Below are 17343 nucleotides of genomic sequence, written 5' to 3'. Positions count from 1 at the left end.
ATTATTCACGAACGGGTGACCGCCGCCGTCTCTCCAGTCATCGGCAGGTCAGTGACCCACCTTGACCCCTGAAACTTCATGAATATTCCACCTCTCGGATCACGCACCTCGCACAACATATGTCGCCGATCGCTCGTGCGGTAGACGCTGCCCGAGTTGTCCACGCGGGTTGCTCCGGTCGGGTGGTCTACAGCGGGTAATCACGTGCCTTAGCTCACTCCCTGTGTAGTTGCCATACGCAACTAACTAGGTTTAAAGTTGTATAGGCCAAGTAAGTAAATCCTGCCCGGAGGTTTCTGGTGACCGCCGCCGACGACGCAAGCCTCGAGCTGATTCGGCGGCTCAGAACCTCGGGGCAGCTCCAGCACGCCTGGACGACCCAGCTCTGGCAGGCCGATATGGGCCTGCATCCGGCCGCGGCGGCCCTGCTCGCCGAGCTGGACCGCTGCGGCGAGGTTCGCCCGTCCGAACTGGCCAGACGCAGAATGGTCGATTTCTCGGTCGTGAGCAGGCAGATCACCCAGCTCACGAGTTCGGGACTGGTCGAGCGCAGGCCGGCTCCCGAGGACGGGCGCGCGGCACTGGTCCGCGTCTCCGAGCGGGGTGCGCAGGAGTTGGCGCGGTGGCGCCGAATGCACCTCGAACTCTTCCGCAGGGCGCTGGGGGAATGGGACGAACACGACGTGCGAGTGGTCGCCGAGCGGCTCGCCGCCGTCAACGAGGACCTGCGGGCGGTGCTGGCGGCTGACGAGGAGTCACGAGTGGCGACCACCCGTAATCAACACGGAACAGAGTAGATAGCGATGTACAAAGCCACTGCCACGGCCGAGGCCGCCGCACCGGCCGCCGCCATCGAGGCCGGCGACAGCGGTCCCGTCGACACGCCCATGAGTCACAACCAGATCATGCGGGCCCTCTCCGGCCTGCTACTGGCGCTGTTGGTCGCGATCCTGTCCTCGACGATCGTGTCCAACGCGCTGCCGACGATCCTGGCCGACCTGAACGGCTCGCAGAGTGAGTACACCTGGGTGGTCACGGCGATGCTGCTGACGGCCTGCGCGACCACCCCGATCTGGGGGAAGCTCTCCGACCTGTTCAGCAAGAAACTGCTGTACCAGCTGGCTATCGTCATCTTCACGGTCGGCTCGGTGCTCGGTGGTATCGCCCAGTCGATGCCCGAGCTGATCGCGTTCCGCGCCCTGCAGGGCATCGGAATGGGCGGTTTGCAGGCGCTGATCCAGGTGGTGATCGCCGCGATGATCCCCCCGCGGGATCGGGGGCGCTACAGCGGCTACATCGGCGCCACCTTCGCCGTCGCGACGGTGTCCGGTCCCATCCTCGGCGGAATCATCGTGGACAGCCCGCTCGGCTGGCGCTGGTGTTTCTGGGTCAGCGTGCCACTGGCGATCGCGGCCTTCATCGTGCTGGGCAGGACTTTGCACCTGCCGGTGGTCCGCCGCAAGGTCAAGATCGACTGGCTCGGCGCGAAGCTGCTCGTCGGCGGTGTGGCACTCCTGCTCATCTGGATCTCGCTGGCGGGCAAGAGCTTCGACTGGGTGTCGGCGACCTCGATGCTCTACATCGGTGGCGCCGTGGCCGCATTGGCGCTCGCCGTGCTCGTGGAGTCCAGGGTGAGCGAGCCGGTGGTGCCGTTGCGGCTGTTCCGCAGCCGCACCTTCGCGCTCTCCGTGCTCGGGACTCTCGCGGTCGGCACGGCCATGTTCGGTGGCGCGGTCTTCCTCGGGCAGTACTACCAGATCGCCAGGGGCTACTCGCCAACGCACGCCGGGCTGATGACCCTGCCGATGGTGCTGGGCCTGTTCCTCTCCTCCACCATCGCCGGGCAGATCATCTCCCGTACCGGCCGTACGAAGCCGTTCCTGGTCGGCGGGGCGGTCGTGCTGCTGCTCGGGCTCGGCCTGCTCAGCACGGTCGATCACACCACCGATCTCACGCTGATGGGCGGCTATCTCGCGCTGATGGGGATCGGGGTCGGTTCGCTGATGCAGAACCTGGTGCTGGTCGTGCAGAACACGGTCAGCATGCGGGACATGGGTTCGGCCTCGTCCGTGGTGACCTTCTTCCGGACGCTCGGCGGTTCGGCAGGCGTCTCCGCCCTCGGCGCGGTGCTGGCCACGCAGGTGGCGTCCCGGATCACCGACTCACTGGCCCGAATGGGAATCTCCAGCCAGGGCGCCACCACGGGCGGCGGAGGCACCCTCGATGTCGAGTCGCTGCCCGCTCCGGTCCAGGAGATCGTCCGGGCTGCCTACGGCGATGCCACCGGCACGATTTTCCTGATCGCCGCGTGCGTCGCCCTGGTCACCCTGGTCGCCGTGGTGTTCATCCGCGAAACACCGCTGCGCACCACACTCGACACGGCTGAATGAGCGGAAGGGCGGGCGTGCCGTGGAGCCACGGCACGCCCGCCCTGTATCAGTTGGTCGATGGCTGTTGGTCAGCCGACGGGCTCGTCCTCGCGGTCCGTTCGCCGCACCTCGCCGGTGCGCATCTTCTCGCGGAACGACTTCAGTTCACGCTTGACCACCGGCATCAACAGGTACAGACCGATGATGTTGAACAGCGCCAGCAGGAACAGCACCGCGTCGGCGAAGTCGAGCACCGCGCCGAGGGTGAGCACGGAGCCGGCCACCACGAAGAAGCAGAACACGAAGTGGTAGATCCGCTTGACGACCATGCTGCTGCCGAACAGGTAGACCCAGGCGCGCTCGCCGTAGTAACCCCAGGTGATGATCGTGGAGACCGCGAAGAGAACGACCGCGACCGTGAGCACGTAGGGGAACCAGGGCAGCACCGTGGCGAAGGACTCCGAGGTGACGGTGACGCCGTCCGGGACCTCTCCGCCCGCGAACACGGTTGCCTTGCCGTCGGTCCAGAACTGGGTCTTGGCGATGACGATGGTCAGCGCGGTCATGGTGCAGACGATCACCGTGTCGATGAACGGCTCGAGCAGGGCGACGTAGCCCTCCGTGACCGGGTGCTTCGTCTTCACCGCGGAGTGCGCGATGGGTGCCGAGCCGAGACCCGCCTCGTTGGAGAACGCGGCGCGCTGGAAACCGACGATCAGCGCACCGATCGCGCCACCAGCCACACTCTCCGGAGCGAAGGCGCCGGTGATGATCTCACCGATCGCGCCGGGGACGTCGGTGAAGTTGACCAGGATGACGATGAGACACGCGGTGACGTAGATGAGCGTCATCGACGGCACAAGGCGGCTGGTGACGGCACCGATCGACTTGATTCCGCCGATCACGACGGCACCAACGACCGCTGCGAGCACGAGGCCGAAGATCAGCGCGGCACCGTCCGTGCCGAGGAAGCCGTCTTCGCCGCCGGTCACGTCGCGCAGCTGCGCGAAGGTCTGGTTCGCCTGCAGCATGTTGCCGCCTGCGATACCGAAGAACAGGATCATGATCGAGGCGAGTACCGCGAGCACCTTGCCGAGCATGACGCCGAAGTTGTTGCCGAAGCGTTCGGCGATTCCCTTGCGCAGGTAGTGCATCGGCCCGCCGGAAACGCTGCCGTCAGCGTTGAACTCCCGGTACTTCACACCGAGCGTGCACTCCACGAACTTGGTGCACATGCCGAGCAGGCCGGCCAGGATCATCCAGAAGGTGGCTCCCGCGCCACCAATGGTGACCGCCGCGCCCACACCGGCGATGTTTCCGAGCCCGACCGTGCCGGAGACGGCCGAACTCAGCGCTTGGAAGTGGGTGATTTCGCCCGGTTCGTCCTTGCGGGTCCATTTTCCGCGCACGATTTGCAGTGCGAGCTTGAAACTCCGGAACTGGATGAAGCCGAAGTAGATGGTGAAGACCGTCGCCGCGATGACCAGCCAGGCCACGATCCACGGGAACGTGGCGCCGAAGACGGTGACCTCTGCGAAGACGAAGTTGTAGACGACGTCCTTGATCGGGTTGAACGTATTGTTGATCCAGTCCTCGATGGAGGCGAGGGTGCCGCCTTCCGCGGCGAGGACCTGTGTAGTTGAACCCGGTGGCGAGCTCGTGGCCGACAGACCGGCGTTGATGACTGACATGGTCCGGTAGTGGACCCAAAGTTGCCCGCAAATACAAGTGTTCGGGCCGATCTAGTTACCAGTTTGCGCACGTTGTTTACCGAGGTCGAGGCTCTGCGACTGTGTGTGATCGGATTATTGCGGTTGGTCAGCAGGTGCTACGACGGACGGAGTAGCCGTGGGTTGAGCGGAACACGCTCAACTTTCCTGACGTTATGCATAGCGATGGTGTTTGCGAGACGCTGTCATCAGGGACGGCGACTGACACAGAGGTGAGGGGATGGACGCTTTCAACCCGACCACGAAGACCCAGCAGGCGATTTCGTCGGCCGCGCAGGCCGCGACGATGGCGGGCAATCCGCACGTCGCGTCCGCGCATCTGCTCGGCGCGCTGCTGGCTCAGGGCGACGGACTCGCCCACCCGCTGCTGACCGCGGTGGGGGCCGACCCCGATCAGGTGCACAAGGAGCTGGAACCGATCATCAACGGTCTCCCCTCCGCCACCGGTGCGACGGTGTCCAGCCCGCAGTTCGACTCGGCCGCGGTGAAGGCACTGACCCACGCCCAGAAGCTCGCCACCGAACTCGGTGACGAGTTCGTCTCCACCGAGCACGTGCTCGTCGGCCTCGCGGCCGAGGGCGGTCCCGTCGGGGACCTGCTCACCCGGCATGGCGCGACGCCGGACGCACTGAAGGAAGCCTTCACCAAGGTGCGCGGGTCGGCGCGGGTGACCAGCCCGGATCCGGAAGGCACCTTCCAGGCGCTGGAGAAGTACGGCATCGACCTGACCGAGCGGGCCAGGGCCGGTGAACTGGACCCGGTGATCGGCAGGGACACGGAGATCCGCCGCGTTGTGCAGGTGCTCTCCCGCCGGACCAAGAACAACCCCGTGCTGATCGGCGAGCCCGGCGTCGGCAAGACCGCGATCGTCGAGGGCCTCGCCCAGCGCATCGTGGCCGGGGACGTGCCGGAGTCGCTGCGCGGGAAGCGTGTGGTGGCGCTGGACCTCGGGTCGATGGTGGCCGGCGCCAAGTTCCGCGGTGAGTTCGAGGAGCGGCTCAAGGCCGTTCTCAAGGAGATCACCGACTCCGCGGGGCAGGTCGTGACGTTCATCGACGAGCTGCACACGATCGTCGGTGCGGGTGCCACCGGCGAGGGCGCGATGGACGCGGGCAATATGATCAAGCCGATGCTCGCCAGGGGCGAGCTGCGGATGGTCGGCGCGACCACGCTGGACGAGTACCGCCAGCACATCGAGAAGGACGCCGCGTTGGAGCGCCGCTTCCAGCAGGTCGTCGTCGGCGAGCCGTCGATCGAGGACACCATCGGCATCCTGCGCGGGCTCAAGGAGCGCTACGAGGTGCACCACGGTGTGCGGATCACCGACGCCGCGCTGGTCTCGGCCGCCACCCTGTCCGACCGCTACATCACCGCCCGCTTCCTGCCGGACAAGGCCATCGACCTGGTCGACGAGGCCGCGTCCAGGTTGCGGATGGAGATCGACTCGAGGCCTGTCGAGATCGACGAGGTCGAGCGGGCGGTCCGCCGGATGGAGATCGAGGAAATGGCGTTGTCCAAAGAGGACGACGTCGCGTCCGGGGAGCGGCTGGCCGCACTGCGCGCCGAGCTGGCCGAGAAGCGCGAGCAGCTCAGCGCGCTGACTGCCCGCTGGCAGAACGAGAAGGGCTCCATCGAGAAGGTCCGCGAGCTCAAAGAGCAGTTGGAGCAGCTGCGCGGTGAGTCGGAGCGGGCCGAGCGCGACGGTGACCTCGGCCGGGCGGCCGAGCTCCGCTACGGCAAGATCCCGGCGCTGGAGAAGGAGCTCGAGAGCGCGACGGCCGCGACCGAGACATCGGGCGGATCGGTCGACGTGATGCTCAAGGAGGAGGTCGGCGCCGACGACGTCGCCGAGGTCGTGAGCGCGTGGACCGGAATCCCGGCGGGCAGGCTGCTCGAAGGCGAGACCGGCAAGCTCCTGCGGATGGAGGAGGAGCTGGCCCGGCGGGTGGTCGGCCAGGACGAGGCCGTTCGGGTCGTGTCGGACGCGGTGCGCCGGACCAGGGCCGGTGTCGCCGACCCGGACCGTCCGACGGGCTCGTTCCTCTTCCTTGGTCCGACCGGTGTCGGCAAGACCGAGCTGGCCAAGGCGCTGGCGGAGTTCCTGTTCGACGACGAGCGGGCGATGCTGCGCATCGACATGAGTGAGTACAGCGAGAAGCACAGCGTGGCTCGCCTGGTCGGGGCCCCACCCGGTTACGTCGGCTACGACCAGGGCGGCCAGCTGACCGAGTCGGTCCGCCGCAGGCCGTACTCGGTGGTGCTGCTCGACGAGGTGGAGAAGGCGCACCCGGACGTGTTCGACGTGCTGCTGCAGGTGCTGGACGACGGCCGGTTGACCGACGGGCAGGGCCGCACGGTCGACTTCCGCAACACGATCCTGATCCTGACCTCCAACCTCGGCTCACAGGCGATCGCCGATCCCGCACTGGACGAGCGGGAGCGCAAGGAGGCCGTGCTGTCTGTGGTGCAGCGGCACTTCAAGCCGGAGTTCCTCAACCGGCTGGACGACATCGTGGTGTTCCACGCGCTCGACACCGAGCAGCTCACGTCCATTGTGGATATCCAGATCGAGCGGCTGGGCCGCAGGCTGGCGCAGCGCAGACTCGCTCTGGAAGTCACCCCCGCGGCGCGGGAGTGGCTCGCGATGAACGGGTTCGACCCGATATACGGAGCGCGCCCGCTGCGGAGGCTGGTGCAGTCGGCGATCGGTGACCAGCTGGCGAAGCAGTTGCTGGCCGGAGAGATCCGCGACGGCGACACGGTAAATGTCGACACGTCCCTGGCGGAGGCGGGCCACACCCTCACCGTCACCCGCGCGGAGTAACCACCTCGCACTTTCCCGGGAAAGCGCGGACTCGGGCATCGCACTTTCCCGGGAAAGTGTCACCCCCTGACGCGTTCCCGCACGTCGCCGGGCCGGAGCCGCGCACTTTCCCGGGAAAGTGCGCGGTAGGTGCGTGCGCAACAACGTCACTTTCCCGGGAAAGTGCACCGCGTTTGGCACGAACGGGTGGGCCCGACACGGCCTGCTGATCTTGGTCCGAACCGTGTGGGGGATACCCTGGTGCCCGTGGGTATTCCAGCGTGGATCTGGTTCGTCATCGCCGTCGCTGCCGCAGTGGCCGGCCTGGCGTTGCTGGCTGTCGACCGGGCCAAGGAAGGTTCCCGGAACCGCGAGCGTGCCCGATGGGCCGACCTGCGCGGATGGCAGTTCGTCGAGGAGGACGAGCGGCTGCCGCAGCGCTGGTCCGCCGGTGCCATCGGGTACTTCGGCGCCGAGGCCGCGGTCAACGTCGTCGCGGGCTCGACCTTCACCTCCGACGGCAGGCGCTCGGTCTTCGTCTTCGACGTCGAGTCCGACGGCGTGATCCCCGCCGTGATCGTCGCGGTCCGCTGCAACCACGTGCACCCCGTGCTGCTCGAACTCTGGCTGGCGAGCGTGCCGTTCCAACGGGCCGAGATGCCCGAGCTGCTCGGCCCGGTCGGCCAGCGTTACGCCTTCGCCGACGACATCGCCGGTGCTCGCAGCCTGATCACCCAGGAACTCGTCGACGCCGCGGACGCGCTCGGAGGCGACGTCGGTGTCGCCTGGCTGGAGGGCGACTGGGTGCTGGCCAGCGTCGCCCCCAATGTCGGCCCGTCCAGGCTGGAGCGGTTGCTGCGCGACCTCGGCGAGATCGCCGACATCGTCGACCCGTTCGACGAGGACGCCCTTCCCGGCAGGCACTGGCAGGAGAACGGAGACGGAGCGGCCGCCCTCGGTGACGCCGGTGATCCGGATGCCGACCTGATCTCGGGTACCGACGACCTGCCGAGCAGGCAGCACCCGTTCTAGGAGTCGAGCTCTCCGAGGTCGAGGCTGCCGCTGAACGTGCCCTGGTCGGGAACGTCGTTGGCCCTGGGTCTCTCCCGCTGGATCGGCGCAGTGGCGCTCAGTTCGAGATAGCGCGGCCGCGATACGCGCTCCTCGACCGCCGCCGCGTAGCCCATCGCGTACGCGCCGGTGTCCAGTTCGATCCCGGTCCCGCTGTTCGCCTCGTCGCACGTCCCGGTGTCCATCGCGGCGGAGAAGCCTTTGATGAACGAGATGTAGTCGCCTGAGCCGTTCTCATCATTCATGAGGATGGTGTCCGCTCGTAGTACGTCCACGGAAGGGTTTACCCGAGCACGGTCGGTGACCTTCAAGTGGTGTCAGGTGACGGTACGGTCAGGGCATGCCCACCGCATTGATCACCGGCGCGACCGCAGGAATCGGCGCGGAGTTCGCCCGCGCCCTCGCCGCCGAAGGACATGACCTCGTCCTCGTCGCCAGGGACAAGGACCGCCTCGAGCAGGCGGCCACCGCACTCGCCGCCACGCACCACGTCCAGGTCAGGGCGCTACCGGCCGACCTCTCGACCGCCGAGGGACGCGCCTCCGTCGAGGCGGTGCTCGCCGACGGAGACCAGCCGGTGGACGTGCTGGTCAACAACGCGGGCCTCGGCCTCGCGGGGGAGTTGTGGGACGCCTCGATGGACGACCTGCAGCATCAGCTCGACGTGAACGTCACCGCGGTGTTGCGACTGACCAGGGCCGTCCTGCCCGGCATGCTCGAGCGCAGGCGCGGGGACGTCATCAATGTGTCGAGCGTCGCCGGGTTCTTCTCCGGCCGGGGATCCACCTACACAGCCAGCAAGAAGTGGGTCACCTCGTTCACCGAGGGCACCGCTGGGGCGTTGCCGGGAACCGGCGTGCGCATGATCGCCCTCTGCCCCGGCTTCACCAACACCGAGTTCCACCAGCGTGCCGGGCTGGACAAGCCGGGACCCAAGTTCTTCTGGCTCGATGCGTCGAGGGTGGTGTCCGAGGGGCTGGCCGACCTGCGCCGCGGAAAAGTGATCTCCATCCCCAGCCCGCAGTACAAGGTGGTCGTCGCCGTGGCGAAACTGCTGCCCACGGCGTTGTTGCAGCGCATCGCGGGGCGGCTCGCCGGACGAGGCCGCACCTGATTCTCCGCACGGGTGTGACAAACTCCGGGGCGTGAACTCCGGATTGGATCAAGCCGCCAAGCTCGAACTCGCCAGGTTGGTGAACGAACTCTCCGTAGAGCACGGGAAAGTGACGTTGGCCTCCGGCAAGGAGGCGGATTACTACATCGACCTACGCAGGGCCACCCTGCACCACGCCGCCGCCCCGCTGATCGGCAAGTTGCTGCGCCAGCTCACCGCCGACTGGGACTACGTCGCCGTCGGCGGGCTGACCCTCGGTGCCGATCCGGTCGCCACCGCCATGCTGCACTCCGCCGCGGCGGACGGGATGGTGCTCGACGCCTTCGTGGTGCGAAAGTCCGTCAAGGAACACGGCATGCAGCGCCGCATCGAGGGCATGGAGGTGGCAGGTCAGCGTGTACTCGCCGTCGAGGACACCTCCACCACCGGTGGCAGCGTGCTCACGGCCGTCGAGGCCCTGCGGGAGGCGGGGGCGACCGTCGTCGGCGTCGCCACCGTGGTGGACCGCGACACCGGTGCCCGTGAGGCCATCGAGAAGGATGGCCTCACCTACCGTCACCTCCTCGATCTGCACGACCTCGGCCTGAGCTGACCCGCGCTCGTCCCGCGCCGAAAAGTCGCGCGTGACGTTTTCCGCCCCCGTGCGTCCTAGATGCGGGAGGTGTGATGACGACCTCGACGACAGCGGGGGGTGCCGAACCCGCCCTCGACGATGTGACCCTGGTGAGCAGGGCGCGCGAGGGCGACGTCCGTGCCTACGAGCAGCTCGTGCTCCGATACCAGGGACCGATTTACCGGCTCGCCCTGCGGATGCTGGCCAACCGCGGGGACGCGGAGGACGTGACCCAGGAGGTGTTCCTGGTCGCCTGGCGCAGGCTGGGACAGCTGCAGGAGGACGCGGCCTTCGTCGGCTGGCTCTACCGCACCGCGACCAACCGCTGCCTGAACGTGCTGCGCGGGCGTCGCCCGCAGGTCGAGTTGGATGCCGAGGCCGAGTCGCCACGCCAGGACGTCCGGCCGGAGCAGGCGGCGCAGGTCAGCGAGCAGCTGGCCGCGCTGAACAGCGCGCTGCAGCAGTTGACCGCGGAACAGCGCGCCTGCTGGCTGTTGCGCGAAATGCACGGCCGCTCCTACGAGGAGATCGGCACGATCGTCGGATCGAGCACTACCGCGGTACGCGGCCGCATCGCGCGGGCACGGGCCCAACTGGCAGAGGTGATGAAGCCATGGCGATGAACTCGGCGAACTCCGCGGGCAGCGAATACGAACTGCCGTGCGAGCGCGAGCTGGAGCAGGTGTGGGAGCACCTCGGCACCGGCACCGCGGATATCGACGGAGCGGACGAGCACGAGCGGACCTGTCCGCACTGCCGGACCGCGCGGGAGAGCCTGCGCGCACTGCGCGAGGCGACCGCCGAGTTGATCGAGGACGCCGAGCAGCCGCCACCGGATCTGTTCGGCAAGATCATGTCGGCCGTCCGGGCCGAGGTCCGGCGCGGACACATGGTCCGGCTGCCCACCAGCGAGCCGGGGTTGGTCGAGGTCAGCGCGCAGGCGATCGCCGTGGTGCTGCGCTTCGCCGCCGACGCGGTGCCCGGCGTGCGGGCCCGCCGGTGCCGGATCAACACGGTCGGCGTGGGGCAGGCCGGAGAGAGCATGGTCGAAGTGGAGCTCACCCTCGCGGTGGACTACCGCAACCCGGAGACGGTTGCGGCGTTGACCGAGGTGCGCGCAAGGGTCACGGCTGCGGCGGCGGCGCGGGTGGGGCTTCAGCTCGTGTCGCTCGACCTGGTCGTGGACGACATCTACGGTGCGGATCGCGGGGAACTGGGATGAGTCCGGACGCCGTGACCGAGTTCGTCATCGACGACGTGGTGATAGCGGGGGTGGCCGCGCGGGCAGCGGCAGGCACACCGGGAGTCGTCCGGCTCGAACCAGGTCTGACCGGACTCGTCGTGGCCTGGAGCAGGGCCGCTCGCGGCAGGTGGAAGGGCATCACACCAGCCCCGGCCGAAGGGGTCACGGTTCAGTCCTCCGGTGACGAGCTCTCGGTGCGGGTGGACATCGTGGTCTCCGGTGCGGACCAGGCCGCCGCGGTCGGCCAGGCGGTACAACGCGGCGTGGCGCGAGCCATCGCCGAGGATGTCGGTCTCCGGGTGGCCGGGGTGTCGGTGTCCATTCTGGACATCGAACCGGAGCTGATGTGACGGTGCGGGGCGAGATCACGGAGAAACTGCTCGCCGCTCTCGGCACCGTGCCCGGCCTTCGTCCGGCCACTCCGACCGCCGAGTCGACAGCCGCACGTATCCCCTGGGACTGGGACGGCATCGCGATCGATCTGGACGACGACGTCGTCCGGATCCGGCTGGTGGCCACCCGGCTGCCGCTGCCCCCACTGCTGCGCTCGGCGGCCGACGTCCTCCGGCCGGTGCTCGTGGGCACCCAGTGGGAGGCAGCGACCTTGCGGCTCGTGGTTACCGATCTCGATCGCGACGCGGTCTGACGGGTGCGGCGACGGTCACACGATCGGGTCGTGACTTCCGCATTTCCGTGGTGTCTATCCGGTAAGTGGGCAATAGGCCCAACACACGAGCCGGATCGCGAACAAGGGAGCCCTCGATGACGAACGCCACCGCGGAGAAGAACGTCAGCAAGACCGAAACGGGAACGGACAACAGCGCACTGGTGACCAAGCAGGGCGCCACGCACATCGCCGACACCGTGGTGCAGAAGATCGCCGGGCTGGCAACACGAGAGGTGAGCGGTGTCCACTCCCTCGGCGGCGGGGCGGCACGGGCGTTCGGCGCGCTGCGCGAGCGCATCCCGGGAGCCAGCGCGAGCGCGGGTCAGGGCGTCTCGGTGGAGGTCGGTGAGAAGCAGGCAGCCGTCGACCTGCAGATCCTGGTCGAGTACGGCGTGAGCATCGCCGATCTGGCCCGCTCGATTCGCAAGAACGTCATCAACGCGATCGAGCAGATGACCGGGCTCGAGGTCGTCGAGGTCAACATCAACGTGAACGACGTGCACATTCCCGGCGATGACGACGAGTCCGAAGAATCCTCCGACCGCGTGCAGTGATCGCGTGACGTGATCCTGCCAAGGCAGGCCGCCGCGTGCCGCGATCACGCGGCGGCCCCGATGCCCCTCATGGAGGAGCCATGAACGCCACACTGCTGGGACTCATCGCTGGAATCGCACTCGGCTTCGCCGCAGCGTTCGGCGGGTTCGGCGCGTTTGTCGCCGTGCTCGTGCTCGGCGCCGTCGGCCTGCTCGTCGGCCGCTGGCTCGACGGCGAACTGGATCTGTCCGCGCTTGTCGGTTCCGCGAAGGACCGGGGCAGGCGATGACCACCCTGGACACGGTCCCCGAAACAGACCGCAGGGCGCCCTCGTTGTCGGCCGGCTCCGGCTCGGACACGGACACGGACCGGGGCCGCACCACAGTGGAGGAGCGTGCGGTGGAACGGATCGTGGCTCACGCGGTCTCCGAGGTGGACGGAATCGCCGGGTCGGCGCGAGCCAGCGCCCGGCTCGACGGTGAGACCACCACCCTGGAGGTGCGGTTGTCGGTGACGTACCCCGCGTCGGTCACCGCCACCACCGAACGCGCCCGGGAGCACGTGGTCCGCCGTGCCACGGAACTGACCGGACTCAGGGTGTCCAGAGTGGACATCGTCGTCGCTGGGCTGCGCGGCCCCGTGGTCGACAACAGGAGGGTGCGATGATTCGCCGTCCGCGCAGAACCGTGCCGGCCACCCTGGTCTCCCTGGTCCTGCTCGGCATCTGCGTGCTCGTCGCCACGTCCGCGATCCAGTTGCTGCTCGGTGAGCGGCCACTGCTCAGTTATGCGAAGGCAGCCTCCGCGCTGCACGAGCTGTCCTGGAACGAGGCGCCGGTCGCGGTCGGCGGCGTGGTCCTTGCCGCACTCGGGCTGGTGTTGGTGCTGTTCGCGGTACTGCCGGGCAGACCCGTGGTGTTGCCGCTGGCCGCCGCAGGGTCATCGCTGGACTCCGGTGCCACGCGCCGCGGTCTCCGCGCGGACATGCGTTCCACAGCGGCGGCGGTGGACGGTGTCTCCGGCGCGAAACTCACCCTGCACAAGGGGCGTGCGAGTGTCCGCGTCACCACCAACCGCACGAACAGCGACGGTCTCGCCGAGGCCGTGCGCACTGCGATCGAGCAGCGCCTCGACGAGGTCGCACCGGCACGGCGGCCGAAGGTGCGGGTCCGTGTTTCCGCACCGAGGAGGGATCGATGACCAGCCTCAACCGTCCCGCACGGCTCAATCGCGCCCTGCTTGCCCTGATCGGCGCGCTTCTGCTGGCCGGCGGCGTCTTCGTGCTGTTCACCCACTTCGGCGTGCTGCGGGTGCTGGACCCTGCCGATCCGCTGGTGCCCGGCACCGGTGCGCCACCCACCTGGGTCTACTACGTCGTCGCCGCGGGAGCTGTGCTGCTCGGTCTGCTCGCGCTGCGCTGGCTGCTCACGCAGGCCGCCCGCCGGCCGAAGACCCGCACCTGGGAGTTGCACCAGCAGCCCGAGCAGGGCAGCACCCGGCTCGACGCCGACGTCGCGACCGGACCGTTGGTCGCGGAGATCGAGGCCGTTTCCGGGGTGGACTGGGCGAGTGCCTCGCTGTCCGGCGAGCGGCAGGACGCCGTGCTGTACCTGGTGGTCGGCGCGGAGCGGGGCGCGAACCTCGGTGAGCTCCGGCAGCGGATCGAGCAGGATGCGGTGCCGAGGTTGCGGCAGGCGCTCGATCTCGAGTCGTTGCCTTCGCAGGTCGAGTTCCGGCTCACCAACCGGGCTCCCGCACGGGCGCGGTGATCCACCTCCGGCCCTGACCTGCGTCGTTGCTCCCACACCCGGGATTTTCGTTGATCACAGGAGTACCGTGGGGTGTGAAGCGGGGGTAATGGGGAACGAGGGGTGTCATGGCGGGATTTCTGGCGGGCGCCACGGCTGTGGTGCATTTCGCGGCGCTGATCTACATCGGCTTCGGTGGGTTTCTGGCCTGGCGCTGGCCGAGGAGCATCCTCGTGCACGTCTTCTTCGCCGCGTGGGGCTTTCTCGTGGTCGCCTTCCCGTTGGCGTGTCCGCTGACGGCACTGGAGGATCACTTCCGTGGTCTGCAGGGACTCGGCCCGCTGCCGAACGGCTTCAACGAGTACTACATCTACGGCGAGCTGATCCCCAGGTGGCTACTGCCGCTGGCCGGGGCGATCGCGCTGGTGGTGTTCGTGGTCTCCTACGTGGGCGCCTACCTACGCTGGCGCGACAGCCAGCAGGAGGACGTCGGGGAGCACCGGGTCCGGCTGGGCTGAGGCGGTTGCCTACTGTCTCCTCGTGAGCGAGGAGAAGGGCCCGACCGAGTGGTCCGCACGTGAGGTCGGGGTGGGCCCCTGGCCGGGCGAGTGGCCGACCGGGCCGGACGCGGCGCGGTACGACCCGGAACTGCTGGAGCACGGTGACCGGCGCAACGTCGTCGACGTCTACCGCTACTGGCGTCGCGAGGCGATCGTCGCGGACCTGGACAGCCGCAGGCATCCGTTCCACGTGGCGATCGAGAACTTCCAGCACGACCACAACATCGGCACCGTCGTCCGCACGGCCAACGCCTTCGCGGCGGCCGCGGTGCACATCGTCGGGCGCCGCAGGTGGAACCGTCGCGGCGCGATGGTCACCGACCGCTACCAGCACGTTCACCACCATGGTGACGTCGGTGCGCTCGCCGCGTTCGCGGCCGAGCAGGGGCTCGCGGTGGTGGCGGTGGACAACACGCCTGGTGCGCTCCCCCTGGAGTCCGCGGAGCTACCGCGCGACTGCGTTCTGCTCTTCGGTCAGGAGGGCCCCGGCCTTTCGGCGGAGGCGCAGCAGGCGGCGTCGCTGGTGGTGTCGATCGCGCAGTTCGGCTCCACCCGCTCGATCAACGCGGGTGTCGCGGCGGGCATCGTGATGCACAGCTGGATCCGTCAGCACGCCGACCCCACCCAAGCCTGGTAACCCCCCTCGCACTTTCCCGGGAAAGTGCGAGCCCCGGGTGGCCCCGTCCCAGCTCACGCGCTTCTCAACGCGCACTTTCCCGGGAAAGTGCGATCACGCAGGGGCGACGTCGACGGGGATTCCGTTGAGCACGGCGGTGCCGGAGAGCGCGTCGAGCAGTTCGTCGTCGGCCACCACGTTCGAGTTGACCCCGGCGTGGGCCCGCGCCACCGCCGTGCGCGTCCCTTCGACGTCGTGTCCCCAGCCGTGCGGAATGCTGATCACGCCGGGCCGGATCGTGTCCGTCAGTTCCACCGGCAGCTCGACCTTCCCGTTCTTTCCGGTGACCACGGCGGTCCCGCCGTCCACAAGGCCGAGCCGCTTCGCGTCGGCCGGATGGATGTGCGCCGAGCAGCGGTTACTGCCCCGCACCAATGACTCGACGTTGTGCATCCACGAGTTGTTCGAGCTCAGGTGCCGTCTGCCGATGAGCACCAGCCGCTCGTCCGGCGCTGTCGCGAGTTCGGCGCGCAGCCGGGGAACGTCCGAGGTCAGCTCGGGCGGTGCCAGCTCGATCCGCCCGCTGGCGGTGCTGAGCACCTCGGGCATTCGGGGACGCAGTGGGCCGAGATCGACACCGTGGGGGGCCGCTTCGAGATCGGCGAGGGTCAGCTCGTACGGCCCCGCTCGCAACATCAGGTCGAGTACTCGTTCCGGGCCGGTCCGCTCACCGGCGAGAGCAGGATCGATCCCGGCCCTACGGGCGACCTCTGCCGCGACGAACTCGTCCAACCCCGCGACATCCGCCTTCGGGCCCTGACCGGTGACGATTCCGGTCAGGCGCAGCATCGTCTCCCACTCCTGCGGGACATCGGACGGCATCGCGGCCGGGGTCCAGTTCGCCACATTGCGAACCGCGAGCTGGTAGAGGGCGATGTCGTAGTGCGGCCGCTCCAGGGGCGTCGGCCCGGGCAGGATGACATCGGCGTGGCGGGTGGTCTCGTTCAGGTAGACGTCCAGGGAGACCATGAAGTCCAAGCCCTGCAAGGCTTCCGTGATCCGGCCCGCGTTCGGCGCGCTCAGGCAGGGGTTGCCGCTGACGGTGAGCAGCGCCCGTACCTGACCCTGCCCCGGTGTGGTGATCTCGTCGGCCAGGGTCGCCACGGGCGCCTCGCCGAACACCTCGGGCAGTCCGCGTACCCGAGTTCGCCACCGGCCCGCGGCGAACGGCCTGCGCCGCCCGCCGGAGTTGGCCTGGCCGGCCGCGGCAAGCGGAAACATCGCCCCGCCCTCGCGATCCAGGTTTCCGGTGAGCACGTTGAGGACGTCGACCAGCCAGCTGGTGACCGTGCCGAAGGCCTGCGTGGTCGTGCCGATCCGGCCGTAGACCGCTGCCCGGTCCGCCTCGGCGAGTTCGAGGGCAAGGCGACGGATTTCGCCCGCTGCCAGCCCGGTTGTCCCGGCCACCGCCTCAGGTGTGAAGGGAGCGGCGAGTTCGCGGAGCTCGTCCAGTCCGCCGACGTGTTCGGCCAACCTGCCGAGGGACACGCGATCCTCGGCGAACAGCACGTGCACCATCGCGAACAGCAGCAGTGCGTCGGTGCCCGGCCGGATGGCGTGGTGCTCGTCGGCCAGTTCGGCGGTGCGCGTGCGCCGGGGATCGACGACGACGACCTTCCCGCCCCGCTTCCGGATCCCGCGCAGCCGTCCGCGCACGTCTGGAGCGGTCATCAGGCTTCCGTTGGACACCAGCGGATTCGCCCCGAGCACGAGCAGGTGCTGGGTGCGGTCGAGGTCGGGCACCGGAATCGAGAAGGGGTCGCCGAAGAGGTAGCCGGACGAGTAGTGCTTCGGGATCTGGTCCACCGAACCCGCGGTGTAGAAGTTCTTCGTGCCGAGCGCCTTGTAGAGCACTCGGCCGTAAAGGGCACTCGCCAGGTTGTGCACGCCCGGGTTGCCCGCGTAGACGGCGACGGCGTCGCGGCCGTGCTCGGCGAGCAGCGGCGTCAACCGGGCATCGATCTCGGCGAAGGCCTCGTCCCAGGACACCTCGACGAACTCGCCGTTCCGCTTCACCAGCGGGGCACGCAGCCGGTCCGGGTCGTGGTGCAGCGCCCCGATCGACGCGCCCTTCGGACAGATGAAGCCGTGGGAGAAGACGTCGTCGGCGTCACCGCGTACCCCGGTGACGCGACTGTCGTCAACAGTGACCGACAACCCGCAGGTCGCTTCGCAGAGCGGGCACGTGACGTGTGCTGTCGTCATTGAAGCATCGT

20 protein-coding genes are annotated in these 17343 nt (G+C 68.4%); 17 read left to right on the top strand and 3 right to left on the bottom strand.

Annotation, left to right across the window (positions count from 1 at the left end; genetic code table 11):
- The first annotated feature begins 299 nt into the window (after positions 1 to 299).
- On the top strand, positions 300 to 797 hold the full coding sequence (locus BM199_RS01685; RefSeq protein ID WP_091668372.1) for a MarR family winged helix-turn-helix transcriptional regulator: 498 nt from the start codon (positions 300 to 302) through the stop codon (positions 795 to 797).
- 90 nt (positions 798 to 887) lie between these two features.
- The gene (locus BM199_RS01680) at positions 888 to 2390 is read left to right on the top strand and encodes an MDR family MFS transporter (protein ID WP_218160283.1); all 1503 of its coding nucleotides are present in this window, start codon (positions 888 to 890) and stop codon (positions 2388 to 2390) included.
- Between the two features lie 68 nt (positions 2391 to 2458).
- On the opposite strand, the gene BM199_RS01675 is transcribed toward BM199_RS01680, so the two are convergent.
- On the bottom strand, positions 2459 to 4060 hold the full coding sequence (locus BM199_RS01675; RefSeq protein WP_091668367.1) for an alanine/glycine:cation symporter family protein: 1602 nt from the start codon (positions 4058 to 4060) through the stop codon (positions 2459 to 2461).
- Positions 4061 to 4319: 259 nt separating this feature from the next.
- On the opposite strand from BM199_RS01675, the gene clpB reads away from it, so the two are divergent.
- Both clpB and BM199_RS01665 read left to right on the top strand, forming a co-directional pair.
- Complete coding sequence (clpB, locus tag BM199_RS01670; protein ID WP_091668364.1) at positions 4320 to 6923, top strand: ATP-dependent chaperone ClpB; 2604 nt, start codon at positions 4320 to 4322, stop codon at positions 6921 to 6923.
- A 246-nt stretch (positions 6924 to 7169) separates the two neighbouring features.
- Positions 7170 to 7934: a type III secretion system chaperone family protein gene (locus BM199_RS01665; protein ID WP_245788072.1), complete on the top strand. Its 765-nt coding sequence runs from the start codon at positions 7170 to 7172 to the stop codon at positions 7932 to 7934.
- Here the strand turns inward: BM199_RS01665 and BM199_RS01660 are convergent.
- On the bottom strand, positions 7931 to 8218 hold the full coding sequence (locus BM199_RS01660; RefSeq protein ID WP_091668361.1) for a hypothetical protein: 288 nt from the start codon (positions 8216 to 8218) through the stop codon (positions 7931 to 7933). The two genes, BM199_RS01665 and BM199_RS01660, sit on opposite strands and share 4 nt — an antisense overlap.
- A 95-nt stretch (positions 8219 to 8313) precedes the next feature.
- Between BM199_RS01660 and BM199_RS01655 the strand changes: the two genes are divergently transcribed.
- The 13 genes from BM199_RS01655 (at position 8314) to BM199_RS01595 (ending at position 15088) form a co-directional block, all read left to right on the top strand.
- On the top strand, positions 8314 to 9087 hold the full coding sequence (locus BM199_RS01655) for an SDR family NAD(P)-dependent oxidoreductase (RefSeq protein ID WP_091668358.1): 774 nt from the start codon (positions 8314 to 8316) through the stop codon (positions 9085 to 9087).
- Between the two features lie 31 nt (positions 9088 to 9118).
- Positions 9119 to 9679 (top strand): orotate phosphoribosyltransferase, encoded by a 561-nt coding sequence (gene pyrE / locus BM199_RS01650; RefSeq protein WP_091668356.1) that lies wholly within the window; start codon positions 9119 to 9121, stop codon positions 9677 to 9679.
- A gap of 74 nt (positions 9680 to 9753) precedes the next feature.
- The gene (locus BM199_RS01645; protein ID WP_091668353.1) at positions 9754 to 10323 is read left to right on the top strand and encodes an RNA polymerase sigma factor; all 570 of its coding nucleotides are present in this window, start codon (positions 9754 to 9756) and stop codon (positions 10321 to 10323) included.
- Positions 10314 to 10922 (top strand): anti-sigma factor, encoded by a 609-nt coding sequence (locus BM199_RS01640; RefSeq protein ID WP_091668350.1) that lies wholly within the window; start codon positions 10314 to 10316, stop codon positions 10920 to 10922. The genes BM199_RS01645 and BM199_RS01640 overlap by 10 nt, the downstream gene beginning before the upstream one ends.
- Positions 10919 to 11293: an Asp23/Gls24 family envelope stress response protein gene (locus BM199_RS01635; RefSeq protein WP_091668347.1), complete on the top strand. Its 375-nt coding sequence runs from the start codon at positions 10919 to 10921 to the stop codon at positions 11291 to 11293. The genes BM199_RS01640 and BM199_RS01635 overlap by 4 nt, the downstream gene beginning before the upstream one ends.
- A complete protein-coding gene (locus BM199_RS01630; protein WP_091668343.1) occupies positions 11290 to 11589 on the top strand; it encodes a hypothetical protein in 300 nt (99 codons plus the stop codon). The genes BM199_RS01635 and BM199_RS01630 overlap by 4 nt, the downstream gene beginning before the upstream one ends.
- Before the next feature lie 116 nt (positions 11590 to 11705).
- Positions 11706 to 12164 carry an Asp23/Gls24 family envelope stress response protein gene (locus tag BM199_RS01625; protein ID WP_091668340.1) on the top strand — a complete coding sequence of 153 codons (459 nt, stop codon included), beginning with the start codon at positions 11706 to 11708 and terminating at the stop codon, positions 12162 to 12164.
- Positions 12165 to 12244: 80 nt separating this feature from the next.
- A complete protein-coding gene (locus tag BM199_RS01620) occupies positions 12245 to 12433 on the top strand; it encodes a hypothetical protein (protein ID WP_091668338.1) in 189 nt (62 codons plus the stop codon).
- Entirely contained in the window at positions 12430 to 12810 is a 381-nt protein-coding gene (locus BM199_RS01615; protein WP_245788071.1) for an Asp23/Gls24 family envelope stress response protein, read from the top strand. Before BM199_RS01620 ends, BM199_RS01615 begins: the two co-directional genes overlap by 4 nt.
- Entirely contained in the window at positions 12807 to 13343 is a 537-nt protein-coding gene (locus tag BM199_RS01610) for a DUF6286 domain-containing protein (protein ID WP_091668335.1), read from the top strand. The genes BM199_RS01615 and BM199_RS01610 overlap by 4 nt, the downstream gene beginning before the upstream one ends.
- Positions 13340 to 13912 (top strand): alkaline shock response membrane anchor protein AmaP, encoded by a 573-nt coding sequence (locus tag BM199_RS01605; RefSeq protein WP_091668332.1) that lies wholly within the window; start codon positions 13340 to 13342, stop codon positions 13910 to 13912. Before BM199_RS01610 ends, BM199_RS01605 begins: the two co-directional genes overlap by 4 nt.
- A gap of 107 nt (positions 13913 to 14019) precedes the next feature.
- Positions 14020 to 14409, top strand: a complete 390-nt coding sequence (locus tag BM199_RS01600) for a DUF2784 domain-containing protein (RefSeq protein ID WP_091668330.1) — start codon at positions 14020 to 14022, stop codon at positions 14407 to 14409.
- A 22-nt stretch (positions 14410 to 14431) separates the two neighbouring features.
- On the top strand, positions 14432 to 15088 hold the full coding sequence (locus tag BM199_RS01595) for a TrmH family RNA methyltransferase (protein ID WP_091668327.1): 657 nt from the start codon (positions 14432 to 14434) through the stop codon (positions 15086 to 15088).
- 93 nt (positions 15089 to 15181) lie between these two features.
- Here BM199_RS01595 and BM199_RS01590 read toward each other — a convergent pair whose 3' ends face one another.
- Positions 15182 to 17332, bottom strand: coding sequence for a molybdopterin-dependent oxidoreductase (locus BM199_RS01590; protein ID WP_091668324.1), 2151 nt, complete (start codon positions 17330 to 17332; stop codon positions 15182 to 15184).
- Positions 17333 to 17343 lie beyond the last annotated feature (11 nt).

This window comes from Amycolatopsis marina (assembly GCF_900111885.1).
Lineage (GTDB): Bacteria > Actinomycetota > Actinomycetes > Mycobacteriales > Pseudonocardiaceae > Amycolatopsis > Amycolatopsis marina.
This window is presented reverse-complemented; position numbering and strand designations above follow the sequence as displayed.